General features: G+C 68.2%; 23 protein-coding genes and 2 pseudogenes. 11 read left to right on the forward strand and 14 right to left on the reverse strand.

Features of this window, described 5'->3' with window-relative positions; translation table 11 throughout:
- Positions 1–34: 34 nt before the first annotated feature.
- The 4 genes from IEY14_RS23405 to dut are packed head-to-tail and all read left to right on the forward strand — an operon-like array spanning position 35 to position 2,383.
- Positions 35–298, forward strand: a complete 264-nt coding sequence (locus tag IEY14_RS23405) for a FitA-like ribbon-helix-helix domain-containing protein (protein WP_188912870.1) — start codon at positions 35–37, stop codon at positions 296–298.
- The gene (locus IEY14_RS23410; RefSeq protein WP_188912871.1) at positions 295–717 is read left to right on the forward strand and encodes a type II toxin-antitoxin system VapC family toxin; all 423 of its coding nucleotides are present in this window, start codon (positions 295–297) and stop codon (positions 715–717) included. Before IEY14_RS23405 ends, IEY14_RS23410 begins: the two co-directional genes overlap by 4 nt.
- On the forward strand, positions 714–1,937 hold the full coding sequence (gene coaBC / locus IEY14_RS23415) for a bifunctional phosphopantothenoylcysteine decarboxylase/phosphopantothenate--cysteine ligase CoaBC (protein ID WP_188912872.1): 1,224 nt from the start codon (positions 714–716) through the stop codon (positions 1,935–1,937). The genes IEY14_RS23410 and coaBC overlap by 4 nt, the downstream gene beginning before the upstream one ends.
- A complete protein-coding gene (gene dut, locus IEY14_RS23420) occupies positions 1,934–2,383 on the forward strand; it encodes a dUTP diphosphatase (protein WP_188912873.1) in 450 nt (149 codons plus the stop codon). Before coaBC ends, dut begins: the two co-directional genes overlap by 4 nt.
- Here the strand turns inward: dut and IEY14_RS23425 are convergent.
- Positions 2,299–3,222 (reverse strand): GGDEF domain-containing protein, encoded by a 924-nt coding sequence (locus IEY14_RS23425; protein ID WP_188912874.1) that lies wholly within the window; start codon positions 3,220–3,222, stop codon positions 2,299–2,301. The genes dut and IEY14_RS23425 overlap by 85 nt on opposite strands.
- 236 nt (positions 3,223–3,458) lie before the next feature.
- Between IEY14_RS23425 and cysK the strand changes: the two genes are divergently transcribed.
- Positions 3,459–4,499, forward strand: coding sequence for a cysteine synthase A (cysK, locus tag IEY14_RS23430; RefSeq protein WP_188912875.1), 1,041 nt, complete (start codon positions 3,459–3,461; stop codon positions 4,497–4,499).
- A 149-nt stretch (positions 4,500–4,648) separates the two neighbouring features.
- Positions 4,649–5,512, forward strand: coding sequence for a mechanosensitive ion channel family protein (locus tag IEY14_RS23435; RefSeq protein ID WP_188912876.1), 864 nt, complete (start codon positions 4,649–4,651; stop codon positions 5,510–5,512).
- Between the two features lie 15 nt (positions 5,513–5,527).
- Here IEY14_RS23435 and IEY14_RS23440 read toward each other — a convergent pair whose 3' ends face one another.
- Complete coding sequence (locus tag IEY14_RS23440; protein WP_188912877.1) at positions 5,528–5,818, reverse strand: hypothetical protein; 291 nt, start codon at positions 5,816–5,818, stop codon at positions 5,528–5,530.
- A 196-nt stretch (positions 5,819–6,014) separates the two neighbouring features.
- On the opposite strand from IEY14_RS23440, the gene gyrB reads away from it, so the two are divergent.
- Positions 6,015–8,450 (forward strand): DNA topoisomerase (ATP-hydrolyzing) subunit B, encoded by a 2,436-nt coding sequence (gene gyrB / locus IEY14_RS23445; RefSeq protein ID WP_188912878.1) that lies wholly within the window; start codon positions 6,015–6,017, stop codon positions 8,448–8,450.
- Between the two features lie 13 nt (positions 8,451–8,463).
- Here the strand turns inward: gyrB and IEY14_RS26040 are convergent.
- The 5 genes and pseudogenes from IEY14_RS26040 to IEY14_RS23470 all read right to left on the reverse strand — a co-directional run.
- A pseudogene (locus IEY14_RS26040) lies at positions 8,464–9,114 on the reverse strand (oxidoreductase C-terminal domain-containing protein); the annotation flags it as partial.
- A gap of 30 nt (positions 9,115–9,144) precedes the next feature.
- Positions 9,145–10,032, reverse strand: a pseudogene (locus IEY14_RS23455) (NAD(P)/FAD-dependent oxidoreductase); the annotation flags it as partial.
- Positions 10,029–10,343 (reverse strand): MocE family 2Fe-2S type ferredoxin, encoded by a 315-nt coding sequence (locus tag IEY14_RS23460; RefSeq protein ID WP_188912881.1) that lies wholly within the window; start codon positions 10,341–10,343, stop codon positions 10,029–10,031. The gene IEY14_RS23460 and the pseudogene IEY14_RS23455, both read right to left, overlap by 4 nt.
- A 166-nt stretch (positions 10,344–10,509) precedes the next feature.
- Positions 10,510–10,935: an SRPBCC domain-containing protein gene (locus IEY14_RS23465; protein ID WP_188912882.1), complete on the reverse strand. Its 426-nt coding sequence runs from the start codon at positions 10,933–10,935 to the stop codon at positions 10,510–10,512.
- A gap of 351 nt (positions 10,936–11,286) precedes the next feature.
- Positions 11,287–12,183, reverse strand: a complete 897-nt coding sequence (locus IEY14_RS23470) for a LysR family transcriptional regulator (protein WP_188912883.1) — start codon at positions 12,181–12,183, stop codon at positions 11,287–11,289.
- A 156-nt stretch (positions 12,184–12,339) separates the two neighbouring features.
- Here IEY14_RS23470 and IEY14_RS23475 point away from each other — a divergent pair, with 156 nt between their 5' ends.
- Both IEY14_RS23475 and IEY14_RS23480 read left to right on the forward strand, forming a co-directional pair.
- Positions 12,340–13,128, forward strand: a complete 789-nt coding sequence (locus IEY14_RS23475; protein WP_188912884.1) for a carboxymuconolactone decarboxylase family protein — start codon at positions 12,340–12,342, stop codon at positions 13,126–13,128.
- A gap of 61 nt (positions 13,129–13,189) precedes the next feature.
- Positions 13,190–13,654 (forward strand): (R)-mandelonitrile lyase, encoded by a 465-nt coding sequence (locus IEY14_RS23480; RefSeq protein WP_188912885.1) that lies wholly within the window; start codon positions 13,190–13,192, stop codon positions 13,652–13,654.
- Positions 13,655–13,681: 27 nt separating this feature from the next.
- Here the strand turns inward: IEY14_RS23480 and IEY14_RS23485 are convergent, their stop codons facing one another.
- From IEY14_RS23485 to IEY14_RS23495, 3 genes are all read right to left on the reverse strand, one after another.
- Positions 13,682–14,158 (reverse strand): cyclophilin-like fold protein, encoded by a 477-nt coding sequence (locus IEY14_RS23485; RefSeq protein ID WP_188912888.1) that lies wholly within the window; start codon positions 14,156–14,158, stop codon positions 13,682–13,684.
- The gene (locus IEY14_RS23490) at positions 14,155–15,360 is read right to left on the reverse strand and encodes an MFS transporter (RefSeq protein WP_188912890.1); all 1,206 of its coding nucleotides are present in this window, start codon (positions 15,358–15,360) and stop codon (positions 14,155–14,157) included. Before IEY14_RS23490 ends, IEY14_RS23485 begins: the two co-directional genes overlap by 4 nt.
- An 89-nt stretch (positions 15,361–15,449) precedes the next feature.
- Positions 15,450–16,517 (reverse strand): alpha/beta hydrolase, encoded by a 1,068-nt coding sequence (locus IEY14_RS23495; RefSeq protein ID WP_210318560.1) that lies wholly within the window; start codon positions 16,515–16,517, stop codon positions 15,450–15,452.
- Between the two features lie 128 nt (positions 16,518–16,645).
- Between IEY14_RS23495 and IEY14_RS23500 the strand changes: the two genes are divergently transcribed.
- Together IEY14_RS23500 and IEY14_RS23505 are read left to right on the forward strand one after the other, a co-directional pair.
- Positions 16,646–17,539: a LysR family transcriptional regulator gene (locus tag IEY14_RS23500; RefSeq protein WP_188912894.1), complete on the forward strand. Its 894-nt coding sequence runs from the start codon at positions 16,646–16,648 to the stop codon at positions 17,537–17,539.
- Positions 17,540–17,680: 141 nt separating this feature from the next.
- The gene (locus IEY14_RS23505) at positions 17,681–18,154 is read left to right on the forward strand and encodes a DUF1203 domain-containing protein (RefSeq protein ID WP_188912896.1); all 474 of its coding nucleotides are present in this window, start codon (positions 17,681–17,683) and stop codon (positions 18,152–18,154) included.
- Here IEY14_RS23505 and IEY14_RS26350 read toward each other — a convergent pair.
- The 4 genes from IEY14_RS26350 to IEY14_RS23525 form a co-directional block, all read right to left on the reverse strand.
- On the reverse strand, positions 18,107–18,604 hold the full coding sequence (locus IEY14_RS26350) for a CorA family divalent cation transporter (RefSeq protein ID WP_188912941.1): 498 nt from the start codon (positions 18,602–18,604) through the stop codon (positions 18,107–18,109). The genes IEY14_RS23505 and IEY14_RS26350 overlap by 48 nt on opposite strands.
- A gap of 83 nt (positions 18,605–18,687) precedes the next feature.
- Positions 18,688–19,347, reverse strand: coding sequence for a LysR family transcriptional regulator (locus IEY14_RS23515; protein WP_188912898.1), 660 nt, complete (start codon positions 19,345–19,347; stop codon positions 18,688–18,690).
- 90 nt (positions 19,348–19,437) lie between these two features.
- Positions 19,438–20,061 (reverse strand): dimethylsulfonioproprionate lyase family protein, encoded by a 624-nt coding sequence (locus tag IEY14_RS23520; protein ID WP_188912900.1) that lies wholly within the window; start codon positions 20,059–20,061, stop codon positions 19,438–19,440.
- Between the two features lie 17 nt (positions 20,062–20,078).
- On the reverse strand, positions 20,079–20,876 hold the full coding sequence (locus IEY14_RS23525; RefSeq protein WP_188912901.1) for a pyrroline-5-carboxylate reductase family protein: 798 nt from the start codon (positions 20,874–20,876) through the stop codon (positions 20,079–20,081).
- Positions 20,877–20,898 lie beyond the last annotated feature (22 nt).

The raw sequence follows: 20,898 nt of genomic DNA on the forward strand, positions 1-20,898 counted from the left end.
GGCGCTATCCTTTAGGGATTCGAGGACCGTTCCCGTGATCGCGCTGACCATCCAGGATATCGACGAGGAATTGGAGGGCCGCCTGCGCCGCCGCGCCGCCCGTCACGGCCGCTCCCTCCAGGAGGAGGCGCGGCTGGCGCTCGTGGAGCATGTGGCGGACGAGACCCCGGCAGCCGCGCCGCGCGACAGCGCCTGGGACGTGATCCGGCGGTTGCGTGACAAGGCCGGAGGCGGCGCCGATTTCGAGCCGTTGGATCGATCGGAATGGCAGGATCGTCCGGTCGATTTCGGATCGTGATCGTCCTCGATACGAACATCGTGTCCGAAACGATGACGCGGCGGCCCAATCCGCTCGTGGTCGACTTTCTACGGCAGAGCGAGCGCGAGGTTTTCGCCATCACGACGCTGACGCTGTTCGAGCTGCGATTGGGGATCGAGATCCTGCCGCAATCGGCCGAGCGATCGCGACTGTGGATCCTGTTCGAGGGCTATGAGGCCGGCGCGCTCGGCTCGCCGCTGCCGCTCGACCCTGAAAGCGCCGGGCTCGCCGCGGTCTTCCGCGCGGAACGGCGCAGGAAGGGCCGCCCGACCAGCGTGCCCGATTCCCTCATCGCCGGCATCGCGCTGCGGCATGGCGCGGCGCTGGCGACCCGCAATATCCGCGATTTCGAAGATTCCGGCCTCGCGCTCATCGATCCCTGGCAAGCCGTTCCATGACCCTCCAGTCGAAGCGCATCCTTCTCGTCGTCGGCGGCGGCATCGCGGCCTATAAGGCGCTCGATCTCATCCGCCGCCTGCGCGAGCGCGGCGCCGAGGTCGTGCCGGTGATGACGAAGGGCGCGCGCGAATTCGTGACGCCGCTCGCCGTCGGGGCGCTGGCCGGCGGCCATGTCTTCACCGAGCTCTTCTCGCGCGAGGACGAGCAGGATGTCGGCCATATCCGCCTCGCGCGCGAGGCGGACGCGATCCTCGTCGCGCCGGCGACGGCCGACCGTCTGGCCAGGCTCGCGGCGGGGCTCGGCGACGATCTGGCCGGGGCGATCCTGCTCGCCGCCCGCGTGCCCGTCCTTCTCGCCCCGGCGATGAATCCGGCGATGTGGGCCCATCCCGCCACGCGCCGCAATGTCGAGCGCCTCGTGGCGGACGGCGTCCATCTCGTCGGACCGAAGAGCGGCGAGATGGCCGAGCGCGGCGAATCGGGCCTCGGCCGCATGGCCGAGCCGGTCGAGATCGCGGACGCGCTGGAGGCGCTTCTCGCCGGGACGCGACGCCTCGCCGGGCGCCGGGCGATCGTCACCTCGGGGCCGACGCACGAGCCGATCGATCCCGTGCGCTATATCGCGAACCGGTCGTCCGGCCGGCAGGGCCATGCCATCGCGGCGGCGCTGGCGGCGGCGGGCGCCGAGGTGGTGCTGGTGTCCGGCCCGGTCGCCATTCCGGCGCCGCCCGGCGTCAGGCTCGTATCCGTCGAGACGGCGCGCGAGATGCTGGCCGCCGTCGAGGCGGCGCTGCCGGCCGATCTCGGCGTTTTCGTCGCCGCCGTCGCCGACTGGCGGCCGGCCGACGCCGCCACCCAGAAGCTGAAGAAGGGGCCGGGCGCCGAGCCGCTGGCGCTGACCTTCGCGGAGAATCCCGATATCCTCGCGACCATCGGCCACCATCGGGAGCGGCCGGCCGTCGTCGTCGGCTTCGCGGCGGAAACGCAGGATCTCTTCGCCAATGCCCTCGCCAAGCTCGACCGCAAGGGCGCCGACCTGATCCTCGCCAATGACGTGGCGGTGGACGACAGCGGCGCGAGCATCATGGGCGGCACCGAGAACGCCGTCCATGTCGTGTCGCGCGACGGCATCGAGACCTGGCCCCGCCTGTCGAAGGAGGAGGTCGGCCGGCGGCTCGTCGATCGTCTCGCGGACCATTTTTCGGGGGAGGGGGCATGAGACCCGTCGTTCGCGTCCAGCGCCTGCCGCATGCCGGCGACCTGCCGCTGCCCGCCTATGCGACGGCGGGAGCCGCCGGCGCCGACCTCTGCGCCGCGCTCGCCGGGCCGCTGACGATCCCGCCCGGCGGACGGGCGGCGGTGCCCTCCGGCTTCGTCTTCGAGATCCCGGACGGTTACGAGATCCAGGTGCGGCCCCGCTCGGGGCTCGCCTTCCGCCACGGGATCACCGTTCTCAACACGCCCGGTACGGTCGACAGCGACTATCGCGGCGAGGTGATGGCGATTCTCGTCAATCTCGGGGCCGAGCCCTTCACGATCCGGCATGGCGACCGGATCGCGCAGCTCGTGCTCGCGCCGGTTCAGCTCGCGAGCTTCACCGAGGCGACCGGAGCCTTGGGCTCCACGGCGCGCGGCACCGGCGGCTTCGGCTCGACCGGCGTCTGACGCAGCGGCCGGCGCGCCAGCACCGAACCGTCGATGCCCGTCGCCATGCCGGCGAGAGCCCGCGTCGCGCCGCGATTGTCGCCGGGGCGGCGCAGCGTGCGCACCGCATTGGTGATCAGGCAGCGGTTCTGGCCGGTCTGCTTGGCGCGGAAGAGATTCACGTCGCTGGCGGCGAAGAGCATCTCGAAGGGCAGCGGCGAGGCGAAGGACACGCCGCCGATGGAGATGGCGAGCGGGCGCGCGGCGCCGTTCGGGCCGACGACGAGCGTGCCGGCCTTGCGGCGCAGCGTCTCGGCGATGCGGCGCGCCTCCTCGAAGCCGGCATCGTGCAGGAAGACGCCGAATTCCTCGCTGCCGAGCCGCCCCACAACGTCTTCCGGCTTCAGCGTCTCGCGCAGCATGTTCGCCACCAGCCGGAGGGCGCGGTCGCCGCTGCCATGGCCGAAGGAATCATGCAGGCGCTTGAAATGGTCGATGCTGACGAGGAGGAAGGTGGCGCTGCGATCCTCGCCCGGCCGGCCGAGGCGCGAGGCCTCGATGCCGAAGGTGGCGCGGAAGGAGGCGGTGTTGAGGAGGCCGGTGATCGAATCCTCCATCGCCGCCCGTTGCAGGCGCGCGTTGCGCTGCATGATCGGCAGGACGCGGAAGGCGAGATAGGCCTGAAGCGGAATGGCCGCGAGGATCAGCGCGACGAGGGCGAAGCCGACCGCCGTCATCGATCCGGGCTGCGTGAAGCCGTTGAAATAGTGCCAGCCGCCGATGATCGTCGCGGCCGCGGCGAGAAAGGTGAGGCCGAGCGATTCGGACATGAAGCGGAGGATGCGGCTGGACGATTCCAAGGGGGCTGTCCGAGATTGGGGAACGTGCCGCCATTACCTGTTATCTTGGTTACCAATCGGTAAACGGGTGCGGGGTGGAATGGACCTCTGCTCCAGCCCGGGGCAGGGGAACGGCATTCCGCCGAGGCGGCTTTCGCTGGCATGCCGAGCTCTCGGCAGAATCGCTCCGGCGCCGTAAGGTCGTCGGGAATCGAAGCGAGCCACCGGCCAGGGCGCCGGTCGGCGAGGAGGCGCCCATGGACAACCCGACAGAGGATTCGATCGGCGGCACGGCGCGGCGCACGCGCGGCCGGGGCCGGATCTACGATTCGATCGTCGACACGATCGGCGACACGCCGCTGGTGCGGCTGGACAAGCTGGCCGCCGAGAAGGGCGTGAAGGCCAGGCTCATCGGCAAGCTCGAATTCTTCAACCCGACCTCCAGCGTGAAGGACCGCATCGGCGTCGCGATGATCGAGGCGCTGGAAGCGGCCGGCAAGATCACGCCGGGCAAGTCGACGCTGATCGAGCCGACCTCCGGCAATACCGGCATCGGCCTCGCCTTCGCCGCCGCCGCCAAGGGCTATCAGCTCATCCTCACCATGCCGGAGACCATGTCGATCGAGCGGCGCAAGATGCTGCGGCTCCTCGGCGCCGATCTCGTGCTCACCGAGGGCGCGAAGGGCATGAAGGGCGCGATCGCGAAGGCCGAGGAGCTCCTGCGCGACATTCCGAACGCCGTGATGCCGCAGCAGTTCGAGAACGCCGCCAATCCGGCGATCCATCGCGCCACCACGGCCGAGGAGATCTGGAACGACACCGACGGCAAGGTCGACATCTTCGTGTCCGGCATCGGCACCGGCGGCACGATCACCGGGGCGGGGCAGGTGCTGAAGAGCCGCAACCCGGCGCTGAAGATCGTCGCCGTCGAGCCGGAGGCCTCGCCGGTCCTGTCCGGCGGCACGCCCGGCCCGCACAAGATCCAGGGCATCGGCGCCGGCTTCGCGCCGCAGGTGCTCGATCGCGAGATCTATGACGAGGTGATCAAGGTCTCGAACGACACCGCCTTCGAGCTGGCGCGGCTGGCGGCGCGGCTGGAGGGCGTGCCGGTCGGCATCTCCTCCGGCGCGGCCCTGGCGGCGGCGATCGAGGTCGGCCGGCGCGAGGAGAATGCCGGCAAGAATCTCGTGGTGATAATTCCCTCCTTCGCCGAGCGCTATCTCTCGACCGCTCTGTTCGAGGGTCTGTTCGACCCGGAGGAGCCGAAGGAAGCCCCGAAGGGCGCGCCGACGATCTGAGGCCTCGCGGCCTCGCGAATGTCCGTGGAAAGGGGCGGCCGGGTTGTCGGTCGCCCCTTTTCGTTGCGGTGCGATGCCCTTTCTTGCGCATCGCGGAACGGCGCCAGCCGGGCCGCGTTCGCCAGGGACCGCCGCATTCGAGGACATTCATGCCGACGCAGACGATCGAGGCCTCGCAGCAATTCTTCCGCACGCTCGCCGCGCAGATCGCGGCCTTCCTTCCCAATCTCCTGGTCGCCATCCTGATTCTGGTCGCCGGCTTCGTCATCGCCGGCTGGCTGGCGCGCCTCGTCGCCGGCGCCTTCCACCGGGCGACCCATGTCGATCCGACGGTGGTCGGCCCGCTCGCCGCGATCGTCCGCTACGTGGTGATCATCCTGGCGCTGCTCGTCGCCCTTGGGCAGGTCGGCGTGCAGATGACCTCGCTCCTCGCGGTGCTCGGCGCCGCTGGCCTCGCCATCGGCCTCGCGCTGCAGGGCACGCTCACCAACATCGCCGCCGGCATCATGCTGCTCTGGCTGCGCCCGTTCCGCATCGGCGACTATGTCGAGGCGCAGAACTTCGCCGGCACGGTGCGCGAGATCGGCCTCTTCGTCTGCCATCTCGAGACCTATGACGGCGTCTTCGTCTTCGCGCCGAACTCGGCGCTCTGGAACGTCTGGCTGCGCAACCATTCGCGCGCCGAGCGCCGGCTCGTCGCCTGGTCGGTCAGCCTGCCGCGCGACCTCGACTACGGCGCGGCGCGCGAGCTTCTGATCGAAACGCTGGCGCCGCCCGACGAGGGGCCGGGCGTCGGCGAGGTCACTGCCTCGCTCGACCAGCTGACCGGTGACGCGCAGGTCGTGGTGGTGCGCAGCCGTGTCGATCCCTCGCGCGTCGCCGAGGCGCAGCATCGCATGCCGGAAATGATCCGCACCGCCTTTCTCCGGCGCTTCGGCCAGGAGGGCGAGCCGAAGGCGATCCAGCGCATCGTGCCGGGCGATGCCGATCCCTCGCGCTATCTGGCGATCTGAAGCGGAACGCCGCCTTCAGCCGGTGCGGCCGGCGAGGCAGCGGCGATAGGCGGCATCGCCCGCCGCCTGCGCCTGGCGATAGACAAAGGCGTTCGGGCCGAAGCCGGAATCGTCGTCGCTGTTGGATTCGTAGTAATTGTCCTGCGTCTGGCGGGCATAGGTCTCGCAGAAGGCGCGCGAGCCGCGCGGCGCGCGGTTGGCGGAGACCGAGGCTTCTGGCGAAAGGAACAGGTTGCCCTGATCGGGATAGGGCGTGTTGCAGCCGGCAAGGGCGAGAAGGGCGGCGAGGGCGGCGAGGCGGATCATCGAACGGCTCCGGGAGAAGAATTCCTCCGCGCAACCGGGCGGAAGGAGGATGGGTTCCGGGCGATCGGGGCCGGCGGCCGGCATGCGGGGCCCTGGCCCGGAAATGCTTGGATTTCCTGCATTCCGCCATTATATTCGGGCGGTCGTCGGGTCTTCGCGACTTGCGTCTTCCGGACCCGGTCAGCCAGGGAATTTCATGTCAGCTGCAGAACAACCGAACCTCGGCGCCGGCGCCGAATACGGCGCCGATTCGATCAAGGTTCTGAAGGGGCTGGACGCCGTCCGCAAGCGTCCCGGCATGTATATCGGCGATACCGACGACGGGTCCGGCCTCCACCACATGGTCTACGAGGTGGTGGACAACGCCATCGACGAGGCGCTGGCCGGCCATGCGACGCGCGTCACCGTCACCTTGAATGCCGACGGCTCCTGCACCGTGACCGACAACGGGCGCGGCATCCCGACCGACATCCATTCCTCCGAAGGCGTCTCGGCGGCCGAGGTCATCATGACCCAGCTCCATGCCGGCGGCAAGTTCGACCAGAATTCCTACAAGGTGTCCGGCGGGTTGCACGGCGTCGGCGTCTCGGTGGTAAACGCCCTGTCGGTCTGGCTGAAGATGAAGATCCGGCGCAAGGGCCGGATCCACGAGATGAGCTTCACCCATGGCGTGCCGGACGCGCCGCTGGCGGAGACGGGCGAGGCCGGCGACGAGACGGGCACGGCCATCACCTTCATGCCCTCGTCCGAGACCTTCACCCGCACGGAGTTCGAGTTCTCCGTGCTGGAGCATCGGCTGCGCGAGCTGGCCTTCCTCAATTCCGGCGTCCTCATCGTCCTCACCGATCGCCGGCCCGCCGACGAGAAGCGGGTCGAGCTGTTCTACGAGGGCGGCCTCGAAGCCTTCGTCCGCTATCTCGACCGGGCGCGCAAACCCCTGATCGGCGCCCCGATCGTCATCCATGGCGAGCGCGACGGCATTACCGTCGAGGCGGCGCTCTGGTGGAACGACGCCTATCAGGACACGGTGCTCTGCTTCACCAACAACATTCCGCAGCGCGACGGCGGCACGCATATGGCGGGCTTTCGCGGCGCGCTGACGCGCCAGGTGATCGGCTATGCCGAGAATTCCGGCATCCTGAAGAAGGAGAAGGTGCAGCCGACGGGCGACGATTGCCGCGAGGGCCTGTCCTGCGTCCTGTCGGTGAAGGTGCCCGATCCGAAATTCTCCTCGCAGACCAAAGACAAGCTCGTCTCTTCCGAGGTGCGCCCGGTGGTGGAAAGCCTCGTCAACGAGAAGCTCGGCCAGTGGTTCGAGGAACATCCGCAGGAGGCGCGGGTCGTCGTCGCCAAGGTGGTGGAGGCCGCCGCCGCTCGCGAGGCGGCGAGGAAGGCGCGCGAGCTGACGCGGCGCAAGGGCGCGCTCGACATCACCTCGCTGCCCGGCAAGCTCGCCGATTGCCAGGAGCGCGATCCGGCGAAGTCCGAGATCTTCCTGGTCGAGGGCGATTCCGCCGGCGGCTCGGCCAAGGGCGCGCGCTCGCGCCAGAACCAGGCGATCCTGCCGTTGCGCGGCAAGATCCTGAATGTCGAGAGGGCCCGCTTCGACCGCATGCTCTCCTCCGACCAGGTCGGCACGCTGATCACCGCGCTCGGCACCTCGATCGGCAAGGACGAGTTCAACCCGGACAAGGTCCGCTATCACAAGATCATCATCATGACGGACGCCGATGTCGACGGCGCCCATATCCGCACGCTGCTGCTCACCTTCTTCTTCCGGCAGATGCCGGAGCTGATCGAACGCGGCTATGTCTATATCGCCCAGCCGCCGCTGTTTAAGGTGACGCGGGGCAAGCAGTCGCAATATCTGAAGAACGAGAAGGCGCTCGACAACTATCTGATCGAGGGCGGCCTCGAGGATCTCGTGCTGACGCTCGCCTCCGGCGAGGTGCGGGTCGGCCGCGACCTTCGCGTCGTCGTCGACGACGCGCTCGCCCTGCGCTCGATCCTTTCCGGTCTCCATTCGCGCTACGACCGGCGGCTGGTCGAGCAGGCGGCGGTGGTCGGCGCGCTGAGCCCGGCCATGGCCGAGGACCCGGTCCGCGCGACGGAGCTCGCGGCGCAGATCGCGACCCGCCTCGACGCCTTCGCCGAGGAGGGCGACGGGCCCTGGCGCGGCGAGGCGACGGAGGAGGGCGGCTATCGCCTCCTGCGCGAGGTGCGCGGCGTCACCGAGGTGCAGGTGCTCGATGCCGGCCTCATCCATTCGGCCGATGCGCTGGCGTTGAACCGCCTCGCCACCCGCCTCGGCGAAGTCTATGCCGGCACGCCCTTGATGCGGCGCAAGGACGAGGAAATGCGGCTCGCCGGGCCGAGCGATCTCCTGAGCGCCGTCTTCGAGGTCGGCCGCAAGGGCCTGTCGCTTCAGCGCTATAAGGGACTCGGCGAGATGGACCCGGAGCAGCTCTGGGAAACGACGCTCGACCCGGAGGTGCGCTCGCTGCTGCAGGTGAAGATCCAGGACGCGACGGATGCCGACCAGCTCTTCTCCCGCCTGATGGGCGACGAGGTGGAACCGCGCCGCGAATTCATCCAGGACAATGCCCTGCAGGTGGCCAATCTCGACATCTGACACAAGCTGTGTCGTTATTGAGGTCGACGCCGACGATCTTATCCGCCCCGACCATCCGGGCGCCCTGGATTACGTATGCCCCCGAGGCCGAAGACGACGACGTTCGAGCCTGGCTCGACCTTGGCGGTCTTGGTGACCCCGCCGACGCCCGTCGTCTCGCCGCAGCCGCAGTAACAGGTGGTGCGGAAGGGTGCGTCCCTGCGGATCTTGGCGACCGCGATCTCGGGCAGGACGGTGAAGTTCGAGAAGGTCGAGCAACCCATGTAGTGGAAGATCGGCTTCCCCTTGTAGGAGAAGCGGGTCGTGCCGTCGGGCATTACGCCCTTGCCCTGTGTCGCCCGGATCGCGGTGCAGAGGTTGGTCTTGCCGGACAGGCAGGATTCGCACTGGCGGCATTCGGGTATGTAGAGCGGGATGACGTGTCGCCCGGCTCGACATAGGTCACGCCGGCCCCGACCTCGCGGACGATGCCGGGGCTGAAGCCGCTGACCGCGACGAGCCGGCCGGACTTGGCCAGGTGGAACAGGAGGAACGCGCCGTCGCCGATCTCGCGCCGGACGGTGCGCGCCGTGCCGGTCGCCATCCCCGCGATCTGGAGCGTGTGGTCGTACTGGTCGGACCAGAACCATGGGACCGCGCTGTGCTCGACGCCGTGACCGAGCATGTTGCGGGCGGCGAGTTCGCCCTGCTCCTGCGCGTTGCGCCAGGACTCGAGCCGGACATGGGTTCCGTCCTGCCCGAGCGGGAACGAGCAGCAGTCGCCCGCGGCGAAGATCGAGGGGTCCGACATGCGCAGGTTCCGGTCGACGCGGATGCCGTTCTCGACGACGAGACCCGCCGCGGATGCCAGCTCGGTCGCCGGCTCCGCCCCGATGCCGACGAGGGCGGCGTCGGCCGAAAGAAACGTTCCGTCGGTGAACCCGATGTGAACCGCGTCCGCATCCTCGGTCATGCCCGAGATCGCTGCGCCGATGCGCAGATCGACGCCGTTCGTCTCGTGGAGGGCCTGCACGGCTTCCGCGACCTCTGCGGGGACGGCGCGCATCAGGAGCCGGGGCGCGGCCTCGAGCAGCGTCACCGCGACGCCGCGTCCGCGTGCCAGGGCCGCGAACTCCAGCCCGATGAACCCGCCCCCGACCACCGTCACGCGGCCGCCTGGCCGAAGGCGTGCGCTCATGGCAAGGGCGTCGTCGTAGGAGCGCAGGGTATGGACGCGGGAGAGGCCCGCCGCCATCGGCAGGCGCCGAGCCCGTGCCCCCGTGGCAAGGAGCAGCGCGTCGTAGCCGAGACGCGTCCCGTCGGCGAACTCGACCTGGCGCGCGTCCCGGTCGATCCGGGCGACGGCCTGGCCGCGCATGTGTCGGATCGCGTGGTCGCGGAAGGCCTGCTCGTCGCGAATGACCTTCAGCGACAGACCGTCGTCGGAAGCCTTCGACAGCGGCGGCCGCTCGTAGGGCAGGTGAAGCTCATCGCCGACCAGATGCACCGGGCCCTCGTAGCCCGCCTCGCGGAGCGCGAAGGCGGCGCGCACGCCGCATTCCCCGGCGCCGACGATGACCATCCCCCGCTCGGACGCGCTCATTCGACCTCGAGGAAGACCTTCCCCGCCTCCACCTTCACCGGGTAGGTCCGCAGGTTGACGCAGACGGGCGCGCCGCGGGCCTCGCCCGTGCGATAGTCGAAGCGCCCGTTGTGCTTCGGGCACTCGATCGTGTGCTCGACGACGAGCCCGTCGGCGAGATGCACCTTCTCGTGGGTGCAGATGCCGTCGGTGGCGAAGTAGCGGTCGTCCGGGCTGCGGTAGATCGCAAAGGTCCGCGCGCCATGGTCGAAGCGGACCACGTCCTCCTCGTCGATGTCGTCGGCGCCGCACGCCTCGATCCACTGGGCCATCGGTCTTCTCCTCCCGCGTCATGGTGTGATGGGAGGATAGAAGGCGCTCGTCGGCCGCGCCCGGCATGCCATGATCAGATATGATCATGGCGTCAGCAAAGGGATCGGAAAACCTTTCCGATTCTGATGGAAAGCAGTCGTTGAAGACAACTGCTCCTGCGGACGGCTATCCGCGCGCCGACGTTGCGCCGACGTGCTTGGCGAAGTTGTCGAGAATGGCCTGCCAGCCGCTACGCTGCTGATCGACCGAATGTTCGGCTTCGGGGTCGAACGCTACCCGGACATGGGTGCGATCACCATGCGGTGTGAAGCTGACAGTCGCCCGCCGACCACCAAATTCGTACTCGATCCGCTCGTTTGGAACGAGTTTCGTATAGGTCCCAGAGAAGTCGAAGCCCGCACTTCCGTCCTTGGCTTCCATGCGGGAGCTGAACCTGCCTCCTTCGCGCAGATCGACGCTCGCGGTCGGGCATTGCCAGTCATCGGAGGCGAAGTTCCACTGCGTGATGCGGTCGGGCGACGTATAGGCATCCCATGATTGTGCCGCCGATGCGGCGACCTCGGCTTCCACGACGACCTGCTTGTCAGTCATCCTGCTCCTCCCCCTTTCCAGTATGCGACGGTTGCACGTCCTGTCGTTCGTCTGGACCCATCCGGTATAGCATGAAACCGGATGCAGGCGGTCAGCGGCACCATGCCCACAGAGAGCCGGAACCGGTCAGACCGCTTCCTCGCCTCCGATGACTCGGGCTTATCGGTTGGGTCGGGTGGTTCTCTCACCGTCCCAGACCGTGCTGAAGATCGCCCGGCAGCCTTCAGCGAGTAGGGAAAGCGAACACCTTCGAGCGTTCGGTTCGATGGGATCGTCTTGAGAGGCACCGGATGGAAAGCGATCGGGCAGTCTTGCGTAAGAGCCTGGGCGAAAATGATCCGACCGAAACCGTCACCCGCGATAGCGCAGCGCCTCCACGAGGATCTGGAAGGCGGGTGAGGACAGCCTTCGGCTCGGATAGTAGAGGTGGTAGCCCGGAAACGGCGCGCACCACTCGTCCAGCACCTGCACCAGTCGTCCCTCGTTCAGGTGGGGACGAACCATAGCCTCGGGCAGATAGGCGATGCCGAGCCCCGCCAGGACGGCGCGAAGCCGGGGCTTGGAGCTGTTGAAGACGAGCTGGCCGTCGACCCGGACCCGCAGCTCGCGGCCGTCCTTCTCGAACTCCCAGGCGTAGAGTCCGCCATGGGTCGGCAGGCGCAGGTTGATGCAGTTGTGCTCCAGAAGATCCTGCGGCCGCTGCGGCTCGGGATGTGCGGCGAAGTACGAGGGCGCGGCCACGACGATCATTCGCATCTCGGGCCCGATCGGCACCGCGATCATGTCCTGGGCCACCTGTTCGCCGATGCGCACGCCCGCGTCGAAGCGCTCGGCGACGATGTCGGTCAGCCCGAAGTCGGTGGTGATCTCGACCTTGATGTCGGGATAGTCCGGCAGGAGCCGCTCCAGGGCCGGCGCGAGCACCGCGTCGACCGCGTGCTCGTCGGCGGTGATCCGGATCGTGCCGGCCGGCTTGTCGCGAAACTCGCCGAGGGCATTCATGCCGGCGACGATACCCTCGTAGAGCGGGCCGACCGTCCGGAGCAGGCGCTCGCCGGCATCCGTCGGGGCGACGCTGCGGGTGGTGCGCGCCAGCAGGCGGACGCCGACCCGCGCCTCGAGCTGGCGGATCGTATAGCTCAGCGTCGGCTGCGAGATGCCGAGCTTGGCGGCCGCCCGCGTGAAGCTGCGCTCCTGCGCGACCGCGAGGAAGGCTTTCAGGTCGCCGAGATCGTCCCGTCCATTCATCGATGTGATCTATAACCTCGTGCGGATTGGGCTGTCTAATCGACGGCACGGGCACGGCCTAGCTTTCGGAAGGACCAACACGGGTCTCGTCGGCAGCGATGCCGGAAGCTGCCCGTGGATCCCCACCGGCTCCGGCCAGCCCGAAAGGTCGACCCTATGAATCTCCTTTCCGCTTCCCTCCTGTCCCTCTCGCTCGGAACGGCCGCCATGGCTCAAGAGACCACGTCCGCAGCGTTGCCGTCCGGCAGCGTCTCCACCCTCTCGAGTGCGGATATCCAGGCGGTCTCGCCTGCCTTGGCCCGCTATGGGAAGGAGGACATCCGCAGACTGTGGGACCGTCCGCAGCTCTCGCGACGGGACCGGAGCCTCGTCACCGCGTCGATCCTCATCGCGCGCAGCCAGACGACGGATCTGGCGCACCACCTGAACGTCGCCCTGGACAGCGGCGTCAGTCCCGGCGAACTGTCCGAGGCGGTCACGCATCTGGCCTTCTATGCCGGCTGGCCGAACGCCATGGCCGCAGTGGCCGTTGCGAAGGACGTCTTTACCGCGCGCGGCGTAGATCCCTCCGAACTGCCCGAGGCCTCGCCGGAGTTGCGGGCGATCGACGAGGAGGCCGAGCGGACGCGGCGGGCGAGCGTCGAACGGCTTCTCGGGACTGCGTCCCCAGGGCTCGACCAGTTCACCACCGACCCGCTGTTCGCCGATGTCTGGCTGCGGCCGGGCCTCACCCCGCGCGATCGCAGCCTCGTGACGATCACGTCGCTCATGGCCAACGGGCAGGTCGCCCAGCTCGCGGGGCACCTGGACCGCGCCCTCGACAACGGCCTGACGAAGGAGGAGACCGGCGAGGTCGTCACGCAGATCGCCTTCTACGCGGGCTGGCCGAACGCCTTTTCCGCCGGGCCGGTCGTCAAGGACGTCATCGAGAACCGTCCGAACTGAGGCGGGGCTCGCGCACTGCGCCCAGCTCGCGCCTTTCCACTGCATCCCGAAAGGAATCGTCATGAAGAACACGTTGATTGCCGCCTCGCTGTCGCTCGCGGGCGCTACCGCCGCCGGGGCAGAGGAGATCCAGGTCTTCCCGAGCGGCTCAAGCCCCTCGGCCATCGCGAGCGCGCAGACCTTCTCGGGGCACGTCGTCGTGGATCCGCTCGTTCCGTCCGGGGTCGAGACGCCCGCCGCCTCGGGTCTCGTGTCCTTTGCGCCGAAGGCCCGAACCGCCTGGCATGCCCATCCGGCCGGCCAGATGCTGATCGTCACCGCCGGCCGCGGCTGGGTTCAGCGCGCGGGCGAGGTCCGCCAGGAGATCGCGTCCGGCGACGTCGTCTGGATCCCCGCGGGCATCAAGCACTGGCACGGCGCGACCGACACCAACGCCATGAGCCACATCGCGGTTACCTACATCAAGGACGGCAAGAACGCGGACTGGATGGAACTCGTCAGCGACGAGCAGTATGCCGGCGGCTGAAGGCCGTCCGCGAGGGCGGGCCGGTCGTCAGCCGGCCCGCTCGACACTGACCGGGAACTCGCCCCGCGTCAGGAGCGCGTCGTAACCCGCCTCGAACCGTCCAAGCCGGATCAGGCTGCGCGAGTAGCGGTAGCCGGCATGGAACAGGGCGAGGTTGCCCCAGGGCGCGTAGTAGCAGAGGTCGCCCGCCGCCTCGTTGCCGAAGGGGCCGCTGGCCTCCTCGCTCAAGTTGCGCGGCAGGCGGACGATCTTCTCGTTGGTCGAGTAATCCTCGATGGTGAGTTCCAGCGGCAGGAGCGTGACGAGGTCGCGGGCCGTCGGGTTGTCGGTGAGGACCGCGTCGAGGGATCGGTCGGCGAACGTGAAGCGGATTCGCATGTCGGTCGGCTCCTGGCTGGCGGGATCATGCCTACTCTGGGCGAAGGCCGGACGGGCGAGGACGGGAACGGCGAGAAGGGCGCCGAGAAGCGCTCGCCGGCGGATCGTCGTGCGTGCCGGCCTCATGGTTGGACGCTTCCAGCGCTGCGCCATGCCAGCGCGGCGAAGAACGCCGACAGGCAAAGCAGGGTCGCGGCGAGGCCGAAACTCGCCTGCCACCCGAGGGCGTCGAACAGGAACCCGCCCGAGGCCGCTCCGGCGGTGATGGCGAGCTGGATGACGGCGACCTGCAAGCCGCCGCCGGCCTCGGCCTCGTCGGGCAGGGTGCGGGCGAGCCAGGTTCCCCATCCGACCGGAGCCGCCGTGCCGAAGAAGCCCCAGGCGACGAGCAGGAAAGCGGTCGGGACGGCATGGGCACCAACTGCCATCAAGGCTACGGCGACCGCGGCCATGGCAAGCGGGATCGCGATCAGGAGGCCGAACAGACGGGTCCTCAGCAGGCGCCCGATCGTCCAGGTCCCCGCGACGCCCGCCAGCCCCATGGCGAGAAGCATGGACGAGAGGGTCGCGATATCGAGGTGGGTGACACCCTCCAGGAACGGCCGCAGATAGGTGAACAGGGCGAACTGACCCGCGAACAGCATTAGGATTCCGGCCATGCCGAGGGTGACCGACGGCCGTGCCAGCAGGCCGAACACCGACGCCACGCCCGTCCCCGTGTTCCGGGCGGGAAGGGACGGCAGTCGCATCCACTGCCAGACGAAGGCGACGACCGCCAGCGGCACGACGAGGAAGAAGGCCCATCGCCAGCCGACCGAGGCTCCGAGGAAGCTGCCGAGCGGTGCCGAGACCGTGGCGGCGATGGCGTTGCCGGCGTTCAGGAACGCCAGACCCTGCGGCACGAGATCGCGTGGCAGGAGGCGCATGACGATCGCCGTCGACATCGACCAGAAGCCGCCGATGGCGATGCCGAGAAGGGCGCGCCCGCCCATCAGGACGGCCTGGTTCGGCGCAAGACACACCGTGAGCCCGGAGACGACGAGAAGAGCGGTGAAGCCGAGCACGACATGGCGGCGGTCGACCCCGCGCGTCAGGCTGGCGGAGAACAGGCTCGCCAGGACGGCGAAGGCCCCGGACACGGAGATGGCCTGCCCCGCCTGACCTTCGGTGAGATGGAGATCGGCGGCGATCGGCGACAGGAGGCTGACGGGCATGAACTCCGAGGCGATCAAGGTCGCCACGCAGAGCGAGAGGGCGAGGACAGCACTCCAGGCGCCCGGCGCCGCAGCGTCTCGATTGGGAACGGCGGATGCTGTGATGGTCGACATGCGAATGGTCCGGAGATCCATGCGCCGTGTCGGGAACAAAGCTCCTGGCACGACGCGTCTTCGTTGCGGGATGGGGCTCGGCCGTTGCGTCAGCTCAGGTTGCCGCGGAAGAACTCGGCGAGCTTGCCGAAGGGGATGAGGGCGGTCCGGTCGTAGAGGTCGACGTGGCCTGCGTTCGGCACGATCACCAGTTCCTTCGGCTCGGCGGCGAGCTGGTAGGCGTCCTCGCTGAACTCGATCGAGTGGGCGTTCTCGCCGGCGATGAAGAGAAGCGGGCGCGGCGAGATCGTCTCGATGGCGGCGAAGGGGTAGAAGTTCATGAAGGCGGTGTTCGAGGCGAGCGTCGGCTGGGTCGTCGGGATTTCCGGCTGGCCCGGCGGGGTGAACTCGCCCCGCGGCGTGCGGTAGAAGTCGTAGAACTCGCGCTGGATCGGATGGGTGTCGGCGGTCAGCTCCGTCGTCGTGCCGCCGGTATAGGCGATCGGCCCGCCGGTGAACTCGGCCATGCGCTGCTTGACAGCGCCCGCCATCATCTCGCGCCGCTGGTCGAGCGAGACGCCGTTGCGGAGGCCGTCGCGGCTCGCGGCGCCCATGTCGTACATCGAGACCGTCGCGATCGCCTTCATGCGCGGGTCGATCGATGCGGCGCTGAGCGCGAAGGAGCCGCTGCCGCAGATGCCGAGCACGCCGATCGCCTCGGCGTTCACCTCGGCGCGCGTCGACAGGAAGTCCGTCGCCGCGCTGAAGGCGTCGGCATAGAGTTCGGGCACCACGGCGTTGCGCGGCTGGCCCTCGCTCTCGCCCCAGAAAGGGAGGTCGAAGGAGAGGGTGACGAAGCCTTCTTCGGCGAGCTTCTGGGCGTAGAGGTTGGAACTCTGCTCCTTCACCGCGCCCATCGGGTGGCCGACGATGATCGCGGGTGCCGCGATGGACCTGTCGAGAGTCTTCGGCACGAAGAGATTGCCGACGACCTGCATGCCGAGCTTGTTGCGGAACGACACCTTCTCAAGGGTCACGGCGTCGCTGCGGTAGAAGTTGTCGGCGCCGTTCGACATGTCCTGCGCGAAGGCCTGGCGGTCGGGCAGGACCACCATCGGGGCGGAGGCGAGAAGGAGGGAAAGGGATAGGATCGTCGCGTGCATGAGACAGGGCTCCATGGTGGCTTCCGAGGGGTGAGCCGCGCGTATCGCGACCCTGGCCCCAGGCTTCGAGGGTGAAGCTAGGCCCTGTCCGGCTGTCCGATTAGCCGCTAGATCTCGCTTGGTGTCATAGGCAGGGGTTATCAATGAAGCGGGAGGACGTCGGCGACCTCATCGCCTTCCTGGCGGTCGCCCGGGCGGGGAGCTTCACGCGGGCCGCCAAGGCGATGGGCGTCTCGCAGCCCGCCCTCAGCCAGACCGTGCGCGAGCTGGAGGCGCGGCTCGGCCTCCGGCTTCTTAACCGCACGACCCGCAGCGTCTCGACCACGGAAGCGGGCGAGCGCCTCCTTCGGTCGGTCGCCAGCCACTTCGATGGGATCGAGGCCGGGCTCGCGGCGCTGACGGACCTTCGCGACAAGCCGGCGGGCACCGTGCGCATCACGGTCGGCGACACGCCGGCGGAAGGCATCATCCTGCCGGCGGTCGCCAAGCTCCTGCCGGACTACGCGGACCTGAAGGTCGAGGTGAGCGTCAACGCCGGCTTCGTCGACATCGTCGCCGAGCGCTTCGACGCGGGCGTGCGCCTCGGCGAGACGGTGGCGCAGGACATGGTGGCGGTGCGCATCTCGCCCGACCTGCGCATGGCGATCGTCGGCTCGCCCGGTTACTTCGCTAACTGCGCGCCACCCTCGACGCCGCACGATCTCGCCCGGCACAACTGCATCAATCTGCGCTACACGGTGACGAGCGGCTGGGCCGTCTGGGAGTTCGAGAAGGCGGGGCGATCCCTCAACGTGCGCGTTGAGGGGCAACTCCTCGTCAACTCGAACGCGTTGGCACGGCTCGGCGCGCTCGAAGGACTTGGGCTCGCCTACCTTCCTGCCGACTACGTCGAGCCCTTCGTGGCGTCCGGCGAACTCGTCAGCGTCCTGCGGGATTGGTGCGACCCGTTCCCAGGCTACTACCTCTACTATCCCAGCCGCCGACAGCCCTCGGCCGCCTTCACGCTCGTCGTCGACGCGCTGCGATACCGCAGTTGAACCGGAATGTACCGAATATCCGGATTGGGTGGAAAGGCGACGGTCCGCTCACCGCTTGAAAAGCCATATAGCTGCCAATGCGGAAAATCGGGTGGCTCCCAACGATCACATCATGCTGCTCTTCTGGGAAAGGAGCTTCCGATGCCAGCGATCAAGTATCAGCCTCTTCTCACCGAACTCGTTCAATCCCTTCGTTCCGGTGGCTTGGATGCCTATGGGCGACAGCCAGAGCGGGTCTCGTCCGTAGGACAGGATAACCCTTGCCGGCATTGTCTGAACTTCATTCCGGAAGGAACCGGCATGCTCGTGCTCGCCCACCGTCCGTTTCCCGAGCCTCAGCCTTACGCCGAGACCGGTCCTATTTTTCTTTGCGAGGCGGCATGTGAACCGTGGAAGGGCCAAAACCTGCCGCCCATTCTCGGGTCGAGTTCTGACTACCTCCTGAAAGGCTACGGTCCGGACTTTCGGATACGCTACGGGACTGGCCGCATCGTGCCAACGGACCTCATTCCGATCTACGCCTTGGAGCTTTTCACTCGTGACGACATCAGCTTCGTCGATGTGCGGTCAGCACGGAACAACTGCTTCCACGTCAGGATCGTTCGGGACGAGTAAGGAACGTCTGCTATTCGTCACGACCAGACAAATCGACGTTGATCTGAAAGGGGTCGATACTTTCCTCCAGAAGATGTCCAAGCCGCTCAGAGTTGACTGATCTAGCCAGCACTTGCGCCGAAACCACCACGCGGCCGAGACGATCATCATGCCGAGGGGCATGGGATAGCCGATGCGCCAGGACAGGTTCGGGATGGGCTCGAAGTTCATTCCATAGATCGTCCCGACCAGCGTCGGCGGCAGAAACAGAACGGCGGCGATCGGCAAGACCTTAATGATCGTATTCTGCTCGATGTTGACGAGCCCGAGCGTAGGGTGCTGAAGGTAGGCGATCTCGGCCTCCGTACGTGCCTCGTACTCCGACAGCGAACCGATATCGCGCTCGACCGACTCGAGGCGCTGGAAAGCCGCGTCCTTGATCCAGGGTGCGCACGGTATAGTCGCTGAAATGCTCTAGTCGGCCGAACTTCCGTGACGTGAGCATCCGATGTCTGATGCCGAGACCGCCTCGATCTATCAGAGCGACCTGCCCATCAGACGAAGCTCGAGCGCGCTCGGACCGAACTCCTCGACCTGTCGGCCCGCAACCGCCTGCTCAACGTCCCCCGCATGTCGAAGGCGGCCAAGACCGTCGACGTGGCTGCTTCATGCGGGTACTGGTCGAGCAGGCGCGGAGCGGCGACGGGATAGACGATGTCGCCGAAGAGGAGTTCGGCGGTCTCCTGCTGCCAGGGCCCCGCCCCGTAGCGGACCCGGAGGTCGACCTCGTTACGCCGGAACTCGCGGCTGTCGTCGGATATGTAGTGATTGAGGCAGATGTCCGGGTGCCGGCGCCAGAAGTCGCCCATGCGCGGCATCAGCCAGAACTTGGCGAAGGCATGGGTGCAGGCGAGGGTGACTTGGCTCTGGCCCTGATCCGTGCGGATGGCGTCGACCGTCTCCGCGGCCTGCTTGAAGAGGTCCGACAGCACCGAATGCAGGGCGCTTCCCTCGGGTATCGGGACGAGGCCCGACGAGGTGCGCGCGAACAGCGTCACCCCGATCTCCTCCTCGAGCGCCTTGATCTGCCGGCTGACCGCGCCGGGCGTGACGTTGAGCTCGTCGGCGGCCCCCTTCAGGTTGGCGTGCCGCGCGGTCGCCTCGAAGGTGGCGAGCGCGTGGAGCGAGGGGAGCCGGTAGAAGCGTGACGTCATGGCGGGCAGGTGCCGCTCTCGTTTCGATGCGAGGAGCCGGGAGCCTGGCGCATGGTCTCGTCGAACGGGAAGCGATCCCTGGAAACCTCCTCAGTTCGCCTTGTCCATCCAGAGACACCAGAAGGCGAGGAGGGGCGCAGCGTCGGAGGCCATCGCGTGCCGGATGTTCGGCTCGTTGTAGAGCGTGCCGCCGACGCCCGGCTCGAACCAACCGGACTTGCCGTGCTGGAAGCGGCCGGGCGACAGGACGAGGTAGACTTCTTCCGGTCCGTGGTTGTGGTCGGGATAGCGGACGTTCGGCGCCAGCAACGAGGCGCCGATGGCGAGGTCCCGCCGGTCCTCCAGCCCGCCTGCGCCGAGGATGGTGGCGTTGGCATGGCCGTCCGGCCAGTTGTCGCTGGAATGCGGCCCGCCGGACGCGCGCCGCGCCCAGCGAAGCCTGGGCTCGATCTCCCGGAAGGCTTCGGCGAGTTCCGCGAACGGACGCTCGGCCGATTGCGCGCCGGTGATGGCGGTCGATATGTGTTCGCAGACGGGCAGGCGCTGGGGCGCGGTCGTCCCCGCCGCATGGACCGTGTCGAGGGCACCGAAGATGCGGCCGAGCGCCGCGTCGCTTTCCGGGTCGGTCCGTGCCGCGTCGAAAGCCTCGCGCAGGCGGGTGACGAAGGCCTGCAACGCGGCGTCGCGGCGGGTCGGGGTGCTGGCCGCTTCCATGTCTTCCGTTCCTCCCGTCAGGCCTTGCTCATCGCGGCTGCCTTGGCGGAGGCCGCCGCGAGCCCCGCCGCCACCGCCTCGTCGAAGCCTCGCTCGCGCATGGCGAGGAGCGCCGCCGCCGTGGTGCCGCGGTAGTCGATCATCTCCTGAACGATGCGTGCCGCATCGGCGCCGGGCCGGGCGAGAAGCTGGCTGGCGCCGGCGACGACCCCAGCCGCCGCGCGCTCGGCGAAGGCGCGCGGCAGGCCATGGGTGACGGCATGGGCGATCATCGCCTCGGCGAGGAGGGCGGGGAAGGCCGCGCCAGAGCCCGTCATGCCGACGCAGTAGTCGATATGGCTTTCTTCCGGCACCTCGGACGCCTCGCCGCAAGCCTCGAAGAGCGCCTGCACGAGCGCCTTGTTCGACGCGCTGACCGGCGGGGTCGCGTACCAGGGCGTGAACGAGCGGCGAACAGCGGCCGCGGCGTTCGGGATGGTCCGCACGACCTCCGCGGCGCCGGTCCGCTCAGTGATCCGGGCGGCGGTGATGCCGGCCATGACGGAGACGACGAGCTTGCCCGCAGCGTCGATCCGAACGTCCGCGAACTGCGCCGGGCCGACCGACAGGATCACGACGTCGGAGCGCTCGACCAGCTCGGCATTCAAGTTTGTCCGGTGGACGTCCGGAATGGCCGGGAAGGTCGAAAGGTCCGACCGGCCGGACAGGGTGAGGCGGGCGGGGTCGACCGCGCCCGAGTCGACGGCGGCGGAGGCGATCGCGCTTCCGAGCCAGCCGTTGCCGCCGATGATGCCGATCCGTTGCTCGATGGTCATGCGATGCGTTCCTGCATAGGGA

The organism is Aureimonas endophytica (assembly GCF_014642635.1).
In the GTDB taxonomy this organism is placed as follows: Bacteria; Pseudomonadota; Alphaproteobacteria; order Rhizobiales; family Rhizobiaceae; genus Plantimonas; species Plantimonas endophytica.